Origin of the sequence: Novosphingobium jiangmenense, assembly GCF_015694345.1 — a bacterium.
In the GTDB taxonomy this organism is placed as follows: Bacteria; Pseudomonadota; Alphaproteobacteria; order Sphingomonadales; family Sphingomonadaceae; genus Novosphingobium; species Novosphingobium jiangmenense.
Map to the genome: position 1 here is coordinate 1 of NZ_JADQDC010000003.1, position 18,572 is coordinate 18,572.

The following is an 18,572-nucleotide window of genomic DNA, read 5'->3' on the forward strand; positions in this document are numbered from 1 at the left end:
TGCCCCAACAGCAACTCGATGCCATCCTCGCCAACTACAACAACACGCCCAGAAAATGCCTCGGCTTCAAAACTCCAGCCGAAACATTCAACCCGTTGCACTTCGGATGTGAATCCACACCCGGGTCAAGCCCGGGGTGACGGTGAACTCTTTGTGCCAGCGGCGTCCACCCCACCCCTCACAAATGCGCCTTGAACAACGCCAGCATGCGGCCCCATGCCTTCTCCGCCTGCGCCCGGTCATAGATCGGCGCGTCCAGCGTGCACCAGCCGTGCTGGGCGGGGTAGACTTCCACCTCGGCGGGGCGCTTCGCAGCGTCAGCCGCCGCGCGCAGTTGCGTCTTTTCCTTCGGCGCGCGTTCGTCGTCGTTCTGGGCGATGGCGAAGAGGTAGGCGGCGCGGGTCTTGGGGATGAGGTTGATCGGGCTGTCGGGCTCTGTGCCGACAAGGCCGCCGCCGTGGAACGAGGCCGCCGCGCCGACGCGGGCCGGGTTGGCGAAGGCGGTGCGCACGGTGAAGGGACCGCCCATGCAATAGCCGGCCGAGCCAATGCGCTTCTTGGCGTTCACTTCCTTCTGCGCGTCGAGCCATGACACGAAGGCAGCGGCATCCGAGGTGGTGCCCGAAGGCGTGATTGCGCCGATCATCGGCTTCAGTTTCTTCTGCCCGGCATCCGAGCGCCACTCCATCAGCGAGTTCAGGATCGGGGCGGGGCTGGAGCGGTAATACTGGTTGACGACCAGCACCGCATAACCGGCAGCGGCAAGGCGTGTGCCCATGGTCTTGTAGGCATCGCGCAAGCCCGCAATGTCGGGCCACATGATCACGGCAGGGTGCTTGCCCTTCTTGGGATAGACGAAGAAGGCATCGGCCTTGCCATCGGGCGTATCGATCGTGACCATGCGGCTGGCGGTCGGCGCTTCTGCCGCAGTGGCGCAGCCGGGGAGCGTGGCAAGAGCGGCGGCGCCCGCACCGAGCGAGGCGAACTCGCGGCGGTTGAGGACAAATTCGGCGTTCTCGGCCTCGGTAATCTCATCGCACATCGCAGATTCTCCACGCTCCGTCCGGCTGCGAGAGTAATGCGCGACGGTTTGCGCGCAAGGTGCCTTGGGGTGCGATTTTTCCGCTCGCAATCGGCCATATATTTGTTAGTGTTACATACAAATAAACCGGCTTGGGAGAGTCGCCCGATGACTGACGTGAATGCCCGCCTTGCCGCGCTCGAAGCGCGCGTGACCGAGCTTGAGGATCTCAACGCGATCCGCCGCCTGCAATGGGCCTATGGCTATTACATCGACTACAACCGGCCCGAGGAAGTGGCCGGACTGTTCGCCAAGGATGGCGCGGTGGTGTTCCTTTCGGGCGAATATGTCGGTTACGAGGGGGTGATGCGGCTTTACGGGACGTGGTTCCAGAATCTGTTCACCGGCGGGCGGCGCGGCCCGGTCCACGGCCTTCTGCTCGACCATTTCCAGCTGCAGGACGTGATCACGATTTCCGAGGACGGCCAGAGCGCCAAGGGCCGCTTCCGCGGCATCCTTGCCGGTGGCTGGCACGACGACATCCTTAAGGACAAGCCCGAGGGCATGCCGCAGCAGTTCTGGGAAAGCGGCATCTACGAGAACGACTACGTCAAGGAAGACGGCGTCTGGAAGATCAAGCGGCTGGACTACATGATGCAGTGGCAGGCCGATTACGAGACCGGCTGGTCAAAGACCGTGGCGCACCTCCAGCCCGCCGCCGTGTGCTTCCCCGAGAACCCGATAGGGCCGGACCGCCTGCTGCCTGAAACCGACGTGCGCCAGACCTGGCCCAACCGGCAGGAAGTGGCGATGAGCTTTGCCCACCCGGTGCTGGCCAAGGCCTTTGCCGTCGGCGATTTCACCAGGTTGCAGAAGAAGTGGCCGTGATGGTTGCCGGAGCGGGCTAACCGCCCCAGCGACCTATCCGTGTCAGGACGGCAGCGGCAACGCGCCGGAAGGCCTCGCGGTCGCGGGCAGGGACGCCCTTGAACAGGTCGGCACCAACGTGAGCCATGGCCGGTATGGTCTGGGCGAAGAGCTCCTGGCCTGCCGCAGTCAGCCGCACCGGCTTGCGGCGGCGGTTGCGGCGGTTCGAACCCGGCTCGACCAGACCGCGCTGGGTCAACGCAGCAATGGCGCGGCTGACGTTCATCGGCGGCACGCCCATGATCTCCGAAAGATCATGTCCGGCCAGTTCGCCTTCGCCGCCCAGCGCGAGCACGATGCGCAGGTCGGTCGTGGTCAGGCCGAGCGGATCGGCGACGCCTTCGCGCATCGGGGTGCCGATGAAAGTGCCGAGCTTGAGCAGGTCGACGAGCAGCGCGACCTCGCCCTCGACCAGCGGGACGATTGCGGCACTATCAAGGGTGGGCGGGCTGTCCATCGCCGCATCTATCGCCGGGTTCCCGGCCTTCGGCAAGTGTCGAAGTGTGCCCGTTCTGCATCACTGCGCAGAGTCTGGAAAGGTCGAAAATGTTAGGCTTGCAAACTGTGAATTAGTATGTCTTACTAACAAACATCAACCGGTTCCAGAGAGGACCATACAGGAGAGGGGATATGGCTCAAGCCCATCGTTTCACGTCACACGTGCGCCTGCTTGCGGCAGGCAGCATGGCTGCGCTTTCGCTCGGGATGGCGATGCCCGCCATGGCTCAGCAGGCGCAGGCCCAGGATCAGGCGCAAGCCGATGACAACACGCCGGAATCCGCGCGCGAGATCGTCGTGACCGCGCAGTTCCGCGAGCAGCGCCTGCAGGATACCCCGCTGTCGATCACCGCCGTCGATGCCACGTTGCTCGCCTCGCGCAACCAGACCGACCTGTCGCAGATCGCGCAGCAGGCACCGAACGTGCAGCTCAATGCCATGGGTGGCGCCTATGGTTCGTCGCTCGGCGCTTCGATCCGCGGCATCGGCCAGTTCGACTTCAACCCCGCCTATGAACCCGGCGTCGGCATGTACGTCGACGACGTGTACTACGCCACGCTGACCGGCGGCATCTTCGACCTGCTCGATCTCGAGCGCGTCGAAGTCCTGCGCGGCCCGCAGGGCACGCTCACCGGACGCAACGCCATCGGCGGCGCGATCAAGCTGTTCTCGAAGAAGCCTACCGACGAGAATTCGGGCATGGTCGAGGCGGTCTACGGCAGCCGCAACCGTGTCGACATCCGTGGCAGCGCCAACTTCATTCTGGCGCAGGACCTCTATGCGCGCGTTTCGGGCGTCTACAAGCGCCAGAACGGCTACGTCGATCAGGTCGACTATGGCTGCGCCAATCCCGGCAACCCCCAGGGCATCAGCGCCCGTCCGGGTTCGGGTTCGGACTGCGTGATCGATAAGCTCGGCGAGAAGGGCTACGCCGGCCTGCGCGGTTCGCTGCGCTACAATCCGGGCGAGAACTTCGACCTCGTCATCATCGGCGACTACACGCACGAAGAGCGCACCAATGCGGCCGAAGTGATCTCGCTGATCAACCCGGCGCGCATCACCAACGCCTATGCCTGCGGCCGCTTCTGCACCTATGCCAACTTCTATGCACCGGCAGGCGGTCAGGTCTCGCAGGGCTACGAGATGCCCAACCGCCTGAAGTTCGATGGCTATGGCTTCTCGGCCAACATGACCGTGGGCTTGAGCGACTCGCTCAACATCCAGTCGATCACCGCCTATCGCAACTATCGCCAGAAGTGGGGCACCGACGACGACTTCACGCCTGACCTCGCCATTGCCGGCCAGGGCTACAACGACCTCAAGTTCTGGTTCTTCAGCCAGGAACTGCGCGTCAACGCCAAGCTCGGCGACATGATCGACCTGACCGTCGGCGGCTTCTACTCCGACCAGCGTTCGGTCTACTTCACCCGTCAGGACATCCGCTACATCGCCCCGGGCCTGAACTTCCAGTTCCTCGGCAACGACCCCGTCAATGCCGACAGCAAGGCCGTGTTCGGCACCGTGATCGCCCGACCGATGGAAGGCCTGACGCTGACCGGCGGCCTGCGCTACACCAAGGAAAGCAAGGACTACACCTTCGTTCGCAAGAACTTCGACGGTGTTACCCGCTCGATCTTCCTTGGCGCGCTCGATGGCGTGAAGGCTGTCTATGCCGGCGACAAGGTCGACTGGCGCATTTCGGCCGACTACCGCTTCAGCCCCGAAGTTCTGGCCTATGTCACCGTGGGCACCGGCTTCAAGGGCGGTGGCGTGACTGCCCGTCCGTTCGACGCGGCTCAGGCTCTGAACGGCAGCTTCGATCCGGAAACGGTGACGGCATATGAAGCGGGCCTCAAGACCGACCTGTTCGACCGTCGCCTGCGCATCAATATTGCCGGGTTCATCAACGACTACAACGACATCCAGCTCCCGCTGATTTCGTGTGCGTCGCTGGGTTCGAACGCGCCGTGCGGTGCGCGCCAGAATGCGGGCAACGGCCGGATCAAGGGCTTCGAGCTCGAAATGCAGGCCTCGCCGATCGCGGGCCTGGATATCGATGCCTCGCTCAGCCACCTGACCGGCAACTACAAGAACATCGACCCGCGCGTCGGCAACGCGATCCTGCTGACCGACCCGATCGTGACGCCGAACTGGAAGTACAGCTTCGGTATCCAGTATCGCGCCGATCTCGGCAGCGCCGGTTCGCTGACGCCGCGCTTCGACTTTGCCCACACCGGCAAGACCAGCGCCGGTCGCATCGCTGCCGGTCAGCCGATCGAGTTCTTCAACGCCTATGACATCGGCAACGCTCGCCTGACCTGGCGGAACGAGGCCGAGGACCTCTCGATCGCACTGGAAGTGCAGAACGTGTTCAACGAATACTACACGCCGTTCCGCTTCGCTTCGGTCTATGCCTTCACCGGCACGGCCTACAGCCAGGTCGGTCGTCCGCGCGAATGGGCGGTCACCGTGCAGAAGCGCTTCTGATCGAGCGCGAGCTCATGAGGGAACGGGGGCGGTCAGCAATGGCCGCCCCTTTTCTTTTGCGCTTGGCGCTTATCATATCAAATGTTAGCTTTTGACTGGCGAGCCGAATCCGGCCGCAACCGGGAGAGATGCCGTGCTGACGCGCGAGGACTATGACCGCTATGTCTGCGCGTTCAACGCGAAGGACTATGACGCGGTTGCCGATTTCTATGTCGATCCACCGCTGATGACGTTCTTTGGCGTCGAGATCCGTTCGCGCGAGGCGTTGAAGGATTTCTACAGCTTCCTGCACGATCACGTGAAGGAAAGCGTGCGCGTGCTGAACTTTGCGGCTTCCGAAACGCTGACCGCTATCGATGCGGTAATCCGGGTTGAGGGCATCAAGGACCTGAGCCGCGAGGCGCTCGATGCGCGCGGGATGCACGGCTTCTTCCCGATCGCGGTAGGGGAAGTGCAGGAAATGCGGCAATTCATATTCTACACGATCAAGGACGGCCTGATCGAGCGCGTGGAATGCGCGCTCGCGCCGCTGTGAGAGGACAAGAGGCATGACCCCCGAAGGCGTGAACGTCGCCCATCCCGACAAGCTCTATATCGCAGGCCGCTGGGTCCCGGCGCATTCCGGGCGGATGATAGAGCTCATCTCGCCCAACACCGAACAGGTGGTGGGGCGCGTGGCCGAGGCGGACGAGGCGGATATGGACGCGGCGGTGGCTGCGGCGCGCGAGGCGTTCGACCATGGGCCATGGCCGAGCACGCCCCCCGCCGAACGCATTGCCGCGTTTCGGCGGATGGTCGCGCACCTCGAAACCCGGGTGCCGGAACTGGCCAAGGCGTGGACGGCGCAGATGGGCGGGCTCGCCTCGTTCGCCGGGCCGATGCATGGCGGCAGCGTGATGGCGCTCGGCCAGATCGCCGGGTTTGCCGAGAGCTTCGAGTTCGTCGAGCGCCGTCCGAGCATGGCCGCCGACACCGCGCTGATCGCTTATGAGCCGGTTGGCGTGGTCGCTGCCATCGCGCCGTGGAACGGGCCGTTCGGAATCATGGCCAACAAGGTCGCTTATGCGCTGCTGACGGGCTGCACGGCGATCATGAAGCCATCACCGGAAACGCCGCTGGAGGCCTATATCATCGCCGAAGCGGCAGAAGCTGCGGGCATTCCGGCAGGCGTGGTCAATCTCGTGACGGGCCATCGCGAGGCGAGCGACCATCTTGTCTGCAACGAGGGCGTCGACAAGGTCAGCTTCACCGGATCGACCGTGGCGGGCAAGCGCATCGCCTCGGTCTGCGGTGCGCGGATGGCGCGGTGTACGCTGGAACTGGGTGGCAAGTCGGCGGCGATCGTGCGGGACGACTTCCCGATCGAGGCGGCGGCGAAGATGCTGGCTGGCACGATCACGATGATGAGCGGGCAGGTCTGCGCCATGCTCAGCCGCGTCATCGTGCCGCGCCACCGCCATGACGAACTGGCCGAGGCGATTGCGGCAGAGATGAAGCAGGTGCGGATCGGCCATTCCGACGATCCCGAAACGCAGCTTGGCCCGGTGGCGATGAAGCGCCAGCTCGAGCGGATCGAGATGTACATCGCGGAGGGCAAGGCAACAGCTGATCTCGTTACCGGCGGCGGGCGTCCCGCGCACCTCAACCGCGGTTACTTCATCGAGCCGACGCTGTTTGCCAACGTGAACAACGACAGCCGCATCGCGCAGGAGGAGATCTTCGGGCCGGTGCTGAGCCTGATCCCGGTGGAGGATGAGGAGGATGCGATCCGCACCGCCAATGCCAGCGCCTATGGCCTCAACGGCTCGGTGCTGACCACCGACGCCGATGCGGCCTATCGCATTGCGCGGCGGGTACGCACGGGGGGCTTCGGGCAGAACGGCCTGCGCATGGACTTCGGCCTGCCGTTCGGCGGCTTCAAGCAATCGGGCATCGGGCGCGAGGGCGGTCCCGAGGGGTTGTTCCCTTATCTCGAAATGAAGACCATCCTGGTCGACGGGATGCCGTCGGCGCTTTGAAGGACACGGGCATGAGCGGACATATCGCGGGCAAGTCGATCGTCATCACCGGCGCGGGCGGAGGCTTCGGCAGTCTTGTCGCGCGCAAGGCGGCGGCGCTGGGTGCCAGCGTCACGCTGGGCGACATCGACCTTGCCGCTGCACAGGGCGTGGTGGACGAGATTGTCGCTGCGGGAGGCAAGGCGCAGGCGGTGGCCGTCGACGTGCGCGATCTGACGCAGGTCAAGGCGCTGGTGGCGGCCGCCCTGGATGCGTTCGGCGCGGTGGACGTGATGGTCAACAATGCCGGGATCATGCCGCTGGCGTTCTTTGCCGATCACGAAGCGGCTTATCCGGCGTGGGAGCGCTGCATCGACATCAACATCAAGGGCGTGCTGAATGGCATGGTCGCCGCCTACGATCCGATGATGGCGGCGGGGCGCGGGCAGATTGTCAACATCTCCTCGATCTACGGCAACTTCCCGGTGATCGGGGCGGCAGTCTATGGCGCGTCGAAATCGGCGGTGAACTTCCTGTCGGAATCGCTGCGCGTGGAAAGCCGGGGCCGGATCAAGGTGACGACGATCAAGCCGACCGGCGTTCCCAGCACCGGCCTGTCCGGCACTGTCGTCAATCAGGCCGCGGGCATCGGCATCGTCGCGCACAACATGCCTGATTTCATGGAGATGGTCGGCAAGATGGCGGAAGGGACGTTCCCGGCCGAGCGGCTCGATCCCGAGGCGATGGACTATGCCAGCCTCGCGCCCGAACACATCGCCGATGCGGTGATCCACGCGATCGACCAGCCGTGGGGCGTCTCGATTGCGGAAGTGACCGTGCGCGCGGCTGGCGATCACTTCGTGTTGTAGAGGATGCCCACCCCCAGCCCCTCCCGCTTGCGGGAGGGGGGAGCAAGGGTCAGCGGATCGGGCAGTCCGGCGACAGGCGCATGTCGAGGTAGTTGTCTACCGCGCGCATCATGTCGTCCATCTCGTTCTCGAAGAAGTGGTTGGCGCGCGGCACTTCGTCGTGATGGATGGTGATGTGCTTCTGCGTGCGCAGCTTGTCGACCAGCTTCTGCACCGCGTTCGGCGTGACGACGGTGTCCGCCGTGCCCTGCACGATGATGCCCGAGGCGGGGCAGGGGGCCAAGAAGCTGAAATCGTACATGTTGGCCGGCGGCGCGACCGAGATGAAGCCGCGGATTTCCGGGCGGCGCATCAGCAGCTGCATGCCGATCAGCGCGCCGAACGAATAGCCCGCGATCCAGGTGGTGCTGGCCTCGGGGTGGATCGACTGCACCCAATCCAGCGCGGCGGCGGCGTCGGACAGTTCACCGATGCCGTTGTCAAAACTACCCTGAGAACGGCCGACGCCACGGAAGTTGAAGCGCAGGGTGGCAAAGCCGCGGGCGACGAAGGTCTTGTAGAGCGCCTGCGTGATGCGGTCGTTCATCGTGCCGCCCGCCTGCGGGTGCGGGTGAAGGATCATCGCCACCGGTGCACGGGGGCGGGTGGCGGGCTGGAAACGGCCTTCGAGGCGGCCTTCGGGGCCGGGGAAAATGACTGCGGGCATTGCCTGTCCGGTAATCCTGTGGTCTGGCCCGGTCGGCACGGAATGCCGGGGCTGGGAATTGCGTTGACGGCTATATAGAAACCAACCCTCCGAAAGCAATCTTTCCGCGCATTTCCGGGATTCACGTTGCCACAAGAACCGATCTATCTCGACCACGCCGCGACGACCCCGCTCCTGCCCGAAGCACAGGCAGCGATGCAGGAGGGCTTCCGCATCTGGGCCAACCCTTCGAGCCCGCACGCAGCCGGGCGCGCGGCACGCGCGGCGCTGGAAGATGCCCGCGCCCGTATGAAGGCAGTGCTGGGCTGGCAGGGCGAGGTGATCTTCACATCGGGCGCGAGCGAGGCGCTGGCCATCGGCATAGGACGGGCCAAAGCGGAGCGCGTGCTGGTCTCGGCCGTGGAGCACGATGCCGCCTTGCGCGCGGCGGGAGCCGTAGAGCGCCTGCCGGTCGATGCTGGCGGTTTGCTGGACTCCGAGGCGCTGAGTGCAGCGCTTGGCGGCCGGGCACTGGTCGCGGTGCAGCAAATCAACAGCGAGACAGGCGTGGTGCAGGACATCTCCGGCATTGCGGCCAAGGTGCGCGAAAGCGGTGGGCTGGTGCTGTGTGATGCGGCGCAAGGAGCGGGCAAGCTGGACTTGCCCGACGCTGACATGATCGTCCTTTCGGCGCACAAGTTCGGCGGTCCGGTGGGCGTGGGCGCCCTGCTGGTGCGCGAGTGGGGACTGCTCGAGCCGACCGGCGGACAGGAGCGTGGCTATCGTGGCGGAACCGAGGCCTTGCCGCTGGTGCTGGGCATGGTGGCGGCGCTGGAGGCCGGAAACCAATGGCTCAAGTGCGCTTCAGGTTTGCGGGAATCACTGACGAATCAACTGCTTGAAAACGGGGCGGAAATCGTCGCGGCGGATTCGCCACGCAGTCCGGCGATTGCCGCCTACCGCATGCCCGGCAAGTCGAGTGCGGCGCAGTTGATCCGCTTCGATGGCGCGGGGATCGCGGTTTCGGCGGGGAGCGCATGCTCGTCCGGTTCGTTGAAGGCCAGTCACGTGCTGACGGCGATGGGCTATGCGCATCCGGGCGAAGTAATCCGCGTCTCGATCGGGCGCGAGACGACCGAGGCGGAAATCGCGCGGTTCGTCGAGGTGTGGAAGGAGATCCGGCGGTGATCTACCTCGATTATCAGGCGACCACACCACTGGCGCCCGAAGCGCGCGAGGCGATGATGCCGTGGCTCGTGGGGCCTGAGGCGCCGGGGTTCGCCAATCCCCACAGCCCGCATCGGGCGGGCCGGATGGCGGCGGCGGCGGTCGAGGTTGCGCGGGCGCAGGTGGCGGCGCTGTTGCCGCCGGGCGGACGCGTGGTGTTCACCTCGGGTGCGACCGAGGCTATCAATCTGGCGCTGGCCGGGTGCGGGCGTAAGCGGCTCGCCGTCAGCGCCATCGAACACGCAGCAGTGCTCGACACCGCGCGCGTACTCGATCCCGGCGTGACGGTGCTGCCGGTCGATGGGGATGGGTTGGTCGATCCGGCAGTGGCGATTCCGGACGGCACCGGCCTCGTCGCGGTCATGCAGGTCAACAACGAGATCGGCACGGTGCAACCGGTTGCGGAACTCGCCCGCCGCGCGCACGAGATGGGTGCGCTGTTCCTGTGCGATGCGGTGCAGGGGGCGGGCAAGCTTGCAGCGCCCGAAGATGCCGATCTGATCGCGGTGTCTGCGCACAAGCTCCATGGCCCCAAGGGCATCGGCGCGCTGTGGGTGCGCGACGGGCTGGAACTCGCGCCCCTCATCCATGGCGGCGGACAGGAGGGGGGCCTGCGTTCGGGCACGCTTTCGCCAGCGCTCTGTGCGGGCTTCGGTGCTGCCGCTGCCTTGTGCACAAGGCTGTCGGAAAGTGACCGGCTTCATGTGGAAAAGCTGTGGGCGAAAGCTCTGGCGCTGTTCGAGGGCTGGACGCTCAACGGCAGCGCGACCGAGCGCTGGCACGGCAACATCAACCTGCGATTGCCGGGGCTCGACGTGGCGAGACTGTTGTCCGAATGCCGCACGATCGCATTTTCTGCAGGGTCTGCCTGTGCCAGCGGGTCGGGCAGGCCAAGCCATGTCTTGCGCGCGCTCGGACTTTCGGACAGGGATAGCAGAACCGCGATCCGCATCGGTTTCGGACGCTATACGGGGGATAAGGAGCTTGAAGAGGCGGCCGGGGCGATCAACGCCGCGGCACGTGCGCAGGGAGTCTTGTAACCATGGTCAGCGTCACCTTCGTCACCGCCAAGGGTGAAAAGATCGCCGCTCAGGGCGAAGCGGGGACGCGACTTCTGGATCTCGGGCAAGCCAAGGGCATGCCGTTGGAAGGCACCTGCGAAGGCCAGATGGCCTGCTCCACCTGCCACGTGGTGATCGATGCCGCATGGTTCGACAGGCTGCCCGCTGCGGTTGATGACGAGGAAGACATGCTCGACCTTGCCGCCGGCGTTACCCGCACCAGTCGCCTTTCGTGCCAGATCGAACTGACCGAAGAGCTTGACGGCCTCGTCGTGCATATCCCCGCCGAGGCACGGGACATGCAGGGGCGCTGATCGCGCCCTGCCGGAGAGGCTCGGGCCGAGCCTCCCACCCGGACGGCAACCATCGCCGCCCTCCCGCGTTTGAAATCCCGTGCGACGGTTCCCACATCGGAACCTGTCGATAGCGCAAGGGGATTTCTCGAACTCATGGCAGATGCGGCAACCGAAGCCCGGACCGAGGCGCGCATGGTGCGCTTGCAGGTCGCAGGCGCCCGTCAGGAAGAAAGCGGCCACGGCATTGCCCGCATCAGTCGGCACGTGATGTCGCAGCTTGGCGTGACCGAGGGCGACGTGATCGAGATCGTCGGCAAGCGGTCCACCGCCGCGCGGGTGATCCAGCCCTATCCGGAAGACGAGGGACTGGAGCTGATCCGGCTCGACGGCTTGCAGCGCGCCAACGCCGATGTCGGATCGGGTGAGCACGTGGAAGTGCGCAAGATCGACTCCCGCCCTGCGCAGCGGGTGGTCTTCGCGCCTGCCCAGAAGGAACTGCGCCTGCAGGGGCCGGCCGTGGCGCTGAAGCGCAACTTCGCCGGGCGCCCGCTGGTGACCGGGGATCTGGTGGCGACAGCAGGGCAGCAGCAGGTCAACCGCACCGACATGCCGCCGCAACTGCGCCAGATGCTCAATGCACCGGCCTTCGCGCTGACCCAGATCCGCCTGACCGTGGTTTCGACCAGCCCCAAGGGCGTGGTCCACATCGACGAGAACACCGAGGTAGAGCTGCGTCCCGAGTACGAGGAGCCGCGTTCGAGCCGCGCCGATGTAAACTACGACGACGTCGGCGGCATGGGCGATACCATCCGCCAATTGCGCGAGATGGTCGAACTGCCGCTGCGCTATCCCGAACTGTTCACGCGACTTGGCGTCGATCCGCCCAAGGGGGTGCTGCTGCACGGGCCGCCGGGGACTGGCAAGACGCGTCTGGCGCGCGCGGTGGCCAACGAAAGCGATGCCTCGTTCTTCACCATCAACGGGCCGGAAATCATGGGCTCGGCCTATGGCGAGAGCGAGAAGCGGCTGCGCGAGGTGTTCGAGGAGGCCACCCGCAACGCGCCGTCCATCGTCTTCATCGACGAGATCGATTCGATCGCGCCCAAGCGCAGCGAGGTGCATGGCGAGGCCGAGAAGCGGCTGGTTGCGCAGTTGCTGACGCTGATGGACGGGCTGCACAGCCGGTCCAACCTTGTCGTGATCGCGGCCACCAACCGGCCCGATGCGATCGACGAGGCGCTGCGCCGTCCCGGCCGGTTCGACCGCGAGATCGTGGTCGGGGTGCCCGATGAGTCGGGCCGTCGCGAGATCATCGGCATCCACACTCGCGGCATGCCGCTGGCCGAGGACGTCGACCTGCAGGAACTGGCGCGCACGACGCATGGCTTTGTCGGCGCCGACCTTGCCGCGCTCGCCCGCGAGGCGGCGATCGAGGCCGTGCGCCGGATCATGCCGCAGCTCGATTTCGAGCAGCAGACGATCCCGCAGGACGTGCTCGACAACTTGCGCGTCGAGCGTGACGACTTCCTGCAGGCGCTGAAACGCGTGCAGCCATCGGCCATGCGCGAAGTCATGGTGCAGGCGCCGACCATCGGCTGGGCCGACGTCGGCGGGCTCGACGATGCGCAGGACAAGCTGCGCGAGGGCGTGGAACTGCCGCTCAAGAACCCCGAGGCGTTCCATCGGCTCGGCATCCGTCCGGCCAAGGGCTTCCTGCTCTATGGCCCGCCCGGAACCGGCAAGACCCTGCTGGCCAAGGCCGTTGCGAAGGAGGCGGAAGCCAACTTCATCGCGATCAAGTCGTCCGACCTTCTGTCAAAGTGGTATGGCGAGAGCGAGCAGCAGATCGCGCGGCTGTTCGCGCGGGCACGGCAGGTTGCGCCCTGCGTGGTGTTCATTGACGAGATCGACAGCCTCGTTCCGGCGCGCGGCAGCGGGCAGGGCGAACCCAACGTCACGGCGCGGGTGGTCAACACCATCCTTGCCGAGATGGACGGGCTGGAGGAACTGCAGTCGGTGGTGCTGATCGGTGCGACCAACCGGCCGAACCTGGTCGATCCGGCGCTGCTGCGTCCCGGCCGCTTCGACGAGCTGATCTATGTCGGCACGCCGAGCGTCGAGGGGCGCGAGCACATCCTAGGCATCCACACGCGCAACATGCCGCTGGCAGGCGATGTGGACCTTGGCCGGATCGCGCGGGAGACCGAGCGGTTCACCGGCGCCGATCTTGAGGACGTGGTGCGCCGCGCCGGTCTTAACGCCATTCGCCGCGCGGGCGGCAACGTCGATCAGGTCACTGGGGAAGACTTCGCCAAGGCGCTGGAAGCCTCACGCGCGACGGTGACCGAGCAGATGGAGGAAGAGTACGGCCGGATGAAGGGCGAACTGAAGAAGCGCGCGATGAATCCGGGCCCGCTGGGCTTCATCACGCCGGGGATGGTCACGCCGTTGCGCGAATCCAAGCACGGGTAGCCATAACATCACTTCGTCATTGCGAGCCGCCGAAGGCGGAGAAGCAATCCAGAGCGGTTCGGGCCGACTCTGGATTGCTTCGCTCCGCTCGCAATGACGAAGCTTTTCTTAAGCTCCGCCCTCCAGCGTGAAGTCCATTTCGACGACGATGCCGCGCGGCTCGAAGCGGCGGACGATGGTGCCGCCGAGCTGGCGTTCGGACGAGCGGATCAGGGCAGAGCCGAAGCCTTCGCGGCCCGGCTCTGCTGGCGAGGCTGTCTCGGAAACGCCGATCTCCTCCCAGACCAGCTTGGCGCGCGTGTCCTCGCGGTCCCAGCGAATGCGCAAAAGGCCACCGGGGGCGGACCAGGCGCCGTACTTGACCGCATTGGTCGCCAGTTCGTGCAGGACGAGGCCGAGCGGCACCGCGTGCTTGCCCGGCAGGTTCACGGTGCCGCCATCTAGTTCGCAGCGCTCGCTGGAGGAACGGTAGGGCGCAATCACCTTGCCGATCAGCTCGGCGAGATCGACAGTCTGGTCCTTGCCCGAGCCTTGCGTGACCTCGTGCGCGGTGACGAGGGCGTGGATGCGCTTGGCGATGCGGTCCACGGCAGGCGCGGCCGCCGCATCTCCGCGCGCGCTCATCTTCACGATGGCGAGGATTACCGCGAACAGGTTCTTGACGCGGTGGTTCAACTCCTTGGCGAGGAGGTCCGCCCGGTCACGCGCTTCGGCAATGGCAGCGGCGCCTTCGGCCAGCGCCTCGGCCTCGGCCTTGCGAATCGCCTGCCACAACCCGAGCGCCAGCGCGCAGACAATGACCACGAATAGTGCGGCGAGCGAGGGGAGGATGCGCGCCTCGGCATTGGCGGCGCGCTGGGCGGCGGCGTCGAGACGCACGCGTTCGATGTCCTCGAGCTTGGCCACGGCCTTGCGCAAGCCGTTCATGGCGAGCTGGCCTTCGTCGGAAAGCAGGCGGGCGTGCGCGTCGGGAATGCGGCGCTGTTCGACCAGATCGACCACGCCCGCCATCTCGGCCCACTTGGCATCGCCCAGCCGCGCGATTTCGGCGAGGAGGCTGGCCTGCTCTGGCGGAAGTTCGGTGCCCATCCGCTCGCGCAGGGCGCGCATCCCGGCGGCATAGCGGCCCTGTCCCTCGCGGTAAGGCTCGAGATAACGCGTGTCGCTGGTGATGAAGTAGCCGCGCTGGCCGGTCTCGCCGCTCATCGTCGCGCGGACGATCTCGTCGAGCGAGGCGAGGATGCCGCTGGTGCGGGTGGCCTGCTCGCGCTGCGTGCGTTCGGCCTCGACCGTGGCGATGATCAGCGAGAAGGTGCCGATCAGCGCCAGCGCTACCACGGCGAAGAGCGCCAGCGTCGGCACGCGCGGTGCGCGTTGCCACCAGTGGAGGCGCAGCTCCTGCGGGCGGGATTCGTTTTCCCTGTTCATCGCAGGGGGCCTAGACCCTCTGGCGCGCATCGGCAACGTATTGAACCGATTGCGCCTTTGTCTGCAGGGTTGACGCAAATCGCCTTGTCGCCTATCGGCCACCCCCTGATTCCGGCGCTTTGCCCAGCGGCAAGAGCCAGTCCACAGATTCGATATAGAAGAGAAAAGCCATGAAGCGCACTTTCCAGCCCAGCAACCTCGTGCGTGCCCGCCGCCACGGCTTCCGCGCTCGTACCGCCACTGTGGGTGGTCGCAAGGTGCTCGCCGCCCGCCGTGCGCGTGGCCGCAAGAAGCTGTCGGCCTGAGCCTTTCAGCATAAATCCGGTTCCGGCGAAGGCGGGCATGACCCGGATCGCCACCATCCGGAAACGGGCAGACTTCGTTGCTGCCAATCGCGGAATCCGGGTCGCAAGGCCCGGATTCGTGCTGTTGGTGAACCGCGATGTTGTCTCGGCTGAAGAAGCCGACCTGCGCTTCGGCGTCACCGTCACCAAGAAGATCGGCAACGCGGTCGTCCGCAACCGGATGAAGCGCCGCTTCCGCGCCCTGCTGCGCGAAGCCCTGCCGGAAGCCGGAATTGCCGGCGGAGACCACGTGATGATCGGCCGCGAAGGCGGGGTGGAGCGCGATTTCGCCCTGCTGCGCGAGGAACTGGCTGTGGCCTTGGCCCGCGCTGCTGCAGGCAAGGGCGACCCGCCGAGAAAGCGTGGCGGGACTCGGTCAAATCATGGGCGGGGCAAGTGACTGCTCTCCCGATCGTCATTGCGAGCCACGCGAAAGCGGGGCGAAGCAATCCAGAGCGCACTTGCGCCGACCCTGGATTGCCGCGCGGCTTTGCCGCTCGCAATGACGAAGGAAAAGGCCGGCAGGTGTGAAGCGCTTGCTGATCCTCATCGCCCGAGGCTGGCAGCTTGGCCCCTCGCGCGTGCTTCCGCCCTCGTGCCGCTACAGCCCCTCGTGCTCGCAATATGCGATCGAGGCGCTGGAAAAGCATGGCGCGATTAAGGGTGGCTGGCTCGCGGCGAAGCGGCTATTGCGCTGCCATCCCTGGGGGGGGCACGGTTATGATCCGGTGCCCTGACTCACACGACTTCAAGATCTAGGACGCGAACACGGTGCAGAATCAGCGCAACGTCATAATGGCAGTGATCCTGACGGGTCTGCTGCTGATCGGCTGGGAAGCAGCCATGCGCTGGTTCTATCCGGAGCCGGCGGTCAAGCCGCAGGCTGTCGCCACCGCGCCAGCGACGACTGACGGGTCCAAGCCGAAGGCCACGCGCGAAGGCGGGCTGCAGAACGCGGCCGACGTGGCGCTGGAGAAGAAGGACCTGGCGCAGGAACTGGCTGCCGGTCATCGGCTGCAGATCGATGCGCCGGGCCTCAAGGGATCGATCAATCTCAAGGGCGCACTGGTTGACGACGTGTCGCTGGTTCGCCACCGCGAGGGTGTCGACAAGGACAGCGCGCCGGTGCGCCTGTTCTCGCCCGCAGGCACGCCCGCACAGCACTTTGCCCAGATCGGCTGGGTCGGCGAAGGCGTTGCCGCGCCTGACGCCAACACGATGTGGACCGCCGATGGCGCTAAGCTGACGCCGCAGACCCCGGTCACGCTGCGCTGGACCAACCCCACCGGCCAGACCTTCGCGATCAAGTACGCGATCGACGCGGACTACATGATCACCGCGACCCAGAGCGTCGCCAACACCGGCGCAACGCCGGTCGTGGTCAAGCCGTTCGCGCTGGTCAACCGCACCGACAAGACCGCCAGCCTCGATACCTGGCAGCTGCATTCGGGGCCGATTGCGGCGCTGGATGGCTCGGTGAACTTCGACAACAACTATTCCACGGTGACCGAGGCACCGGGCCAGGCCATCGCGCTCAAGGGTGCGGCGAACTGGATCGGCTTTACCGACATCTACTGGCTTTCGGCGCTGGTTCCCGACGGCAAGGTCAAGACCGAGGCGGCGTTCCGCTCGCTCGGCAATGGCGTGTTCCGTGCCGACCTGATCTATCCCAGCGTGTCGATCGCTCCCGGCAAGGCGCAGGAACAGACCGTGCGCCTGTTTGCCGGTGGCAAGGAGAACGCCGTCCTCGAGAAGTACGAGAAGGCGGGCGTGACGAACTTCAGCCTGTCGATCGACTGGGGCTGGTTCCGCTGGTTCGAGAAGCCGATCTTCTGGCTGCTCGATTCGCTGTTCAAGCTGGTCAAGAACTTCGGCGTGGCGATCATCCTGCTGACGCTGATCGTCCGTGGCGTGATGTTCCCGATTGCCCAGCGCCAGTTCGCCTCGATGGCGGCGATGCGCGCGCTGCAGCCCAAGATGAAGGCGCTGCAGGAGCGCTACAAGGACGACAAGCAGAAGCAGCAGCAGGAAATCATGGAGCTGTACAAGCGCGAGAAGGTCAATCCTCTCGCCGGGTGCCTGCCCATGTTCCTGCAGATCCCGGTGTTCTTCGCGCTCTACAAGGTGCTGACGCTGACCATCGAAATGCGTCATCAGCCCTTCGCGCTGTGGATCAAGGACTTGTCCGCGCCCGATCCGCTGCACGTGCTGAACCTGTTCGGCCTGCTCCCGTTCACTCCGCCCAGCTTCCTCGCCATCGGCGTGCTGGCGATCCTGCTTGGCATCACGATGTGGCTGCAGTTCAAGCTGCAACCGGCGGCCATGGACCCGGCACAGCAGCAGGTCTTCGCGATCATGCCGTGGATGATGATGTTCGTGATGGCGCCGTTCGCGGCGGGTCTGCTGATCTACTGGATCACCTCGAACCTGCTCACCATCGCGCAGCAGAAGTACCTCTACAGCAAGCACCCGCAGTTGAAGGCGCAGGCCGACAAGGACCAGCTCGACGTTGACCGCTCGGTCGCGCGTGAGCAGAAGCCCGCTGCCAACCGGAAGCCGAAGACGCGGTGACACCTGAAGAAGAAGCTGCCCGCGCCGAACTGATCGAACAGGCGCGCCTCCTCTTTGCGGGGCGCGTCGAGTTCCTCAAGTCTGCGCCTGCGCTCAAGCATCTGCCCGATCCGGACGTGCCCGAGATTGCCTTTGCCGGGCGCTCGAACGTCGGCAAGTCGTCGTTGCTCAATGCGCTGACGGGCCGCAAGTCGATCGCGCGCACCTCGGTCACGCCGGGGCGCACGCAGGAGCTGAACTACTTCGAAGTGGGCGAGCCGACACGGCTGCGCCTGGTCGACATGCCGGGCTACGGCTTTGCCAAGGCTCCGCCCAAGGTGGTCGAGCAATGGCGGCGGCTGGTGCGCGATTACCTGCGCGGGCGCGTGGTATTGAAGCGCACGCTGCTGCTGATCGACAGCCGCCACGGCGTGAAGCCGGTCGATGCCGACATGATGCAGATGCTCGATGAAGCGGGCGTCGGCTATCGTGTCGTGCTGACCAAGGCCGACAAGATCAAGGCGAGCGAGCTTGAGGCGGTGACCGCAGAGACCATCGCTGCCGCTCGCAAGCGCACCGCAGCCTATCCCGAAGTGATCGTGACCTCTTCCGAAAAGAAGATGGGCATCGAGGAACTGCGCGCGGCTGTGCTGCAGGATTCGCTGATCTGAACCGTTCATCCTCGACAGAGTAAACCTGAACGTCTAGTC

The 18,572-nt window shown here is 65.5% G+C and carries 18 protein-coding genes and 1 pseudogene; 15 read left to right on the forward strand and 4 right to left on the reverse strand.

Features of this window, described 5'->3' with window-relative positions:
* Positions 1–140 (forward strand): annotated as a pseudogene (locus tag I2488_RS19840) (IS30 family transposase); the annotation flags it as partial.
* 38 nt (positions 141–178) lie between these two features.
* Here I2488_RS19840 and I2488_RS05015 read toward each other — a convergent pair.
* A complete protein-coding gene (locus tag I2488_RS05015) occupies positions 179–1,042 on the reverse strand; it encodes a dienelactone hydrolase family protein (RefSeq protein ID WP_196274729.1) in 864 nt (287 codons plus the stop codon).
* Positions 1,043–1,189: 147 nt separating this feature from the next.
* Between I2488_RS05015 and I2488_RS05020 the strand changes: the two genes are divergently transcribed.
* Positions 1,190–1,909, forward strand: a complete 720-nt coding sequence (locus I2488_RS05020) for a nuclear transport factor 2 family protein (protein ID WP_196274730.1) — start codon at positions 1,190–1,192, stop codon at positions 1,907–1,909.
* A gap of 16 nt (positions 1,910–1,925) precedes the next feature.
* On the opposite strand, the gene I2488_RS05025 is transcribed toward I2488_RS05020, so the two are convergent.
* Complete coding sequence (locus I2488_RS05025; RefSeq protein ID WP_196274731.1) at positions 1,926–2,405, reverse strand: MarR family winged helix-turn-helix transcriptional regulator; 480 nt, start codon at positions 2,403–2,405, stop codon at positions 1,926–1,928.
* A 227-nt stretch (positions 2,406–2,632) separates the two neighbouring features.
* Between I2488_RS05025 and I2488_RS05030 the strand changes: the two genes are divergently transcribed.
* The 4 genes from I2488_RS05030 (at position 2,633) to I2488_RS05045 (ending at position 7,799) form a co-directional block, all read left to right on the forward strand.
* Entirely contained in the window at positions 2,633–4,933 is a 2,301-nt protein-coding gene (locus tag I2488_RS05030) for a TonB-dependent receptor (protein ID WP_246465506.1), read from the forward strand.
* Between the two features lie 91 nt (positions 4,934–5,024).
* Entirely contained in the window at positions 5,025–5,468 is a 444-nt protein-coding gene (locus I2488_RS05035; RefSeq protein WP_246465507.1) for a nuclear transport factor 2 family protein, read from the forward strand.
* 13 nt (positions 5,469–5,481) lie between these two features.
* The gene (locus I2488_RS05040; protein WP_196274733.1) at positions 5,482–6,951 is read left to right on the forward strand and encodes an aldehyde dehydrogenase; all 1,470 of its coding nucleotides are present in this window, start codon (positions 5,482–5,484) and stop codon (positions 6,949–6,951) included.
* An 11-nt stretch (positions 6,952–6,962) separates the two neighbouring features.
* A complete protein-coding gene (locus tag I2488_RS05045; RefSeq protein WP_196274734.1) occupies positions 6,963–7,799 on the forward strand; it encodes an SDR family oxidoreductase in 837 nt (278 codons plus the stop codon).
* Between the two features lie 49 nt (positions 7,800–7,848).
* Here I2488_RS05045 and I2488_RS05050 read toward each other — a convergent pair whose 3' ends face one another.
* Positions 7,849–8,505 carry an alpha/beta hydrolase gene (locus tag I2488_RS05050; protein WP_084278426.1) on the reverse strand — a complete coding sequence of 219 codons (657 nt, stop codon included), beginning with the start codon at positions 8,503–8,505 and terminating at the stop codon, positions 7,849–7,851.
* 126 nt (positions 8,506–8,631) lie between these two features.
* Between I2488_RS05050 and I2488_RS19495 the strand changes: the two genes are divergently transcribed.
* The 4 genes from I2488_RS19495 (at position 8,632) to I2488_RS05070 (ending at position 13,540) form a co-directional block, all read left to right on the forward strand.
* Positions 8,632–9,672, forward strand: a complete 1,041-nt coding sequence (locus tag I2488_RS19495; RefSeq protein WP_196274735.1) for a cysteine desulfurase family protein — start codon at positions 8,632–8,634, stop codon at positions 9,670–9,672.
* Entirely contained in the window at positions 9,669–10,751 is a 1,083-nt protein-coding gene (locus I2488_RS05060) for an aminotransferase class V-fold PLP-dependent enzyme (RefSeq protein ID WP_196274736.1), read from the forward strand. Before I2488_RS19495 ends, I2488_RS05060 begins: the two co-directional genes overlap by 4 nt.
* 2 nt (positions 10,752–10,753) lie before the next feature.
* Positions 10,754–11,086 (forward strand): 2Fe-2S iron-sulfur cluster-binding protein, encoded by a 333-nt coding sequence (locus I2488_RS05065; protein ID WP_196274737.1) that lies wholly within the window; start codon positions 10,754–10,756, stop codon positions 11,084–11,086.
* Between the two features lie 135 nt (positions 11,087–11,221).
* Positions 11,222–13,540 carry a CDC48 family AAA ATPase gene (locus tag I2488_RS05070; protein ID WP_196274738.1) on the forward strand — a complete coding sequence of 773 codons (2,319 nt, stop codon included), beginning with the start codon at positions 11,222–11,224 and terminating at the stop codon, positions 13,538–13,540.
* A gap of 108 nt (positions 13,541–13,648) precedes the next feature.
* Here the strand turns inward: I2488_RS05070 and I2488_RS05075 are convergent, their stop codons facing one another.
* Complete coding sequence (locus tag I2488_RS05075) at positions 13,649–14,968, reverse strand: sensor histidine kinase (RefSeq protein WP_196274739.1); 1,320 nt, start codon at positions 14,966–14,968, stop codon at positions 13,649–13,651.
* A gap of 170 nt (positions 14,969–15,138) precedes the next feature.
* On the opposite strand from I2488_RS05075, the gene rpmH reads away from it, so the two are divergent.
* The 5 genes from rpmH to yihA all read left to right on the forward strand — a co-directional run bounded on the left by rpmH (position 15,139) and on the right by yihA (position 18,533).
* Positions 15,139–15,273, forward strand: coding sequence for a 50S ribosomal protein L34 (gene rpmH, locus I2488_RS05080; protein ID WP_039336437.1), 135 nt, complete (start codon positions 15,139–15,141; stop codon positions 15,271–15,273).
* A gap of 37 nt (positions 15,274–15,310) precedes the next feature.
* Positions 15,311–15,712 (forward strand): ribonuclease P protein component, encoded by a 402-nt coding sequence (gene rnpA, locus I2488_RS05085; protein ID WP_196274740.1) that lies wholly within the window; start codon positions 15,311–15,313, stop codon positions 15,710–15,712.
* A 127-nt stretch (positions 15,713–15,839) separates the two neighbouring features.
* Positions 15,840–16,049, forward strand: a complete 210-nt coding sequence (yidD, locus tag I2488_RS05090; RefSeq protein ID WP_084278662.1) for a membrane protein insertion efficiency factor YidD — start codon at positions 15,840–15,842, stop codon at positions 16,047–16,049.
* Positions 16,050–16,083: 34 nt separating this feature from the next.
* Positions 16,084–17,883 (forward strand): membrane protein insertase YidC, encoded by a 1,800-nt coding sequence (yidC, locus tag I2488_RS05095; protein ID WP_196274741.1) that lies wholly within the window; start codon positions 16,084–16,086, stop codon positions 17,881–17,883.
* Complete coding sequence (gene yihA, locus I2488_RS05100; RefSeq protein ID WP_196274742.1) at positions 17,880–18,533, forward strand: ribosome biogenesis GTP-binding protein YihA/YsxC; 654 nt, start codon at positions 17,880–17,882, stop codon at positions 18,531–18,533. The genes yidC and yihA overlap by 4 nt, the downstream gene beginning before the upstream one ends.
* Positions 18,534–18,572: the final 39 nt, after the last annotated feature.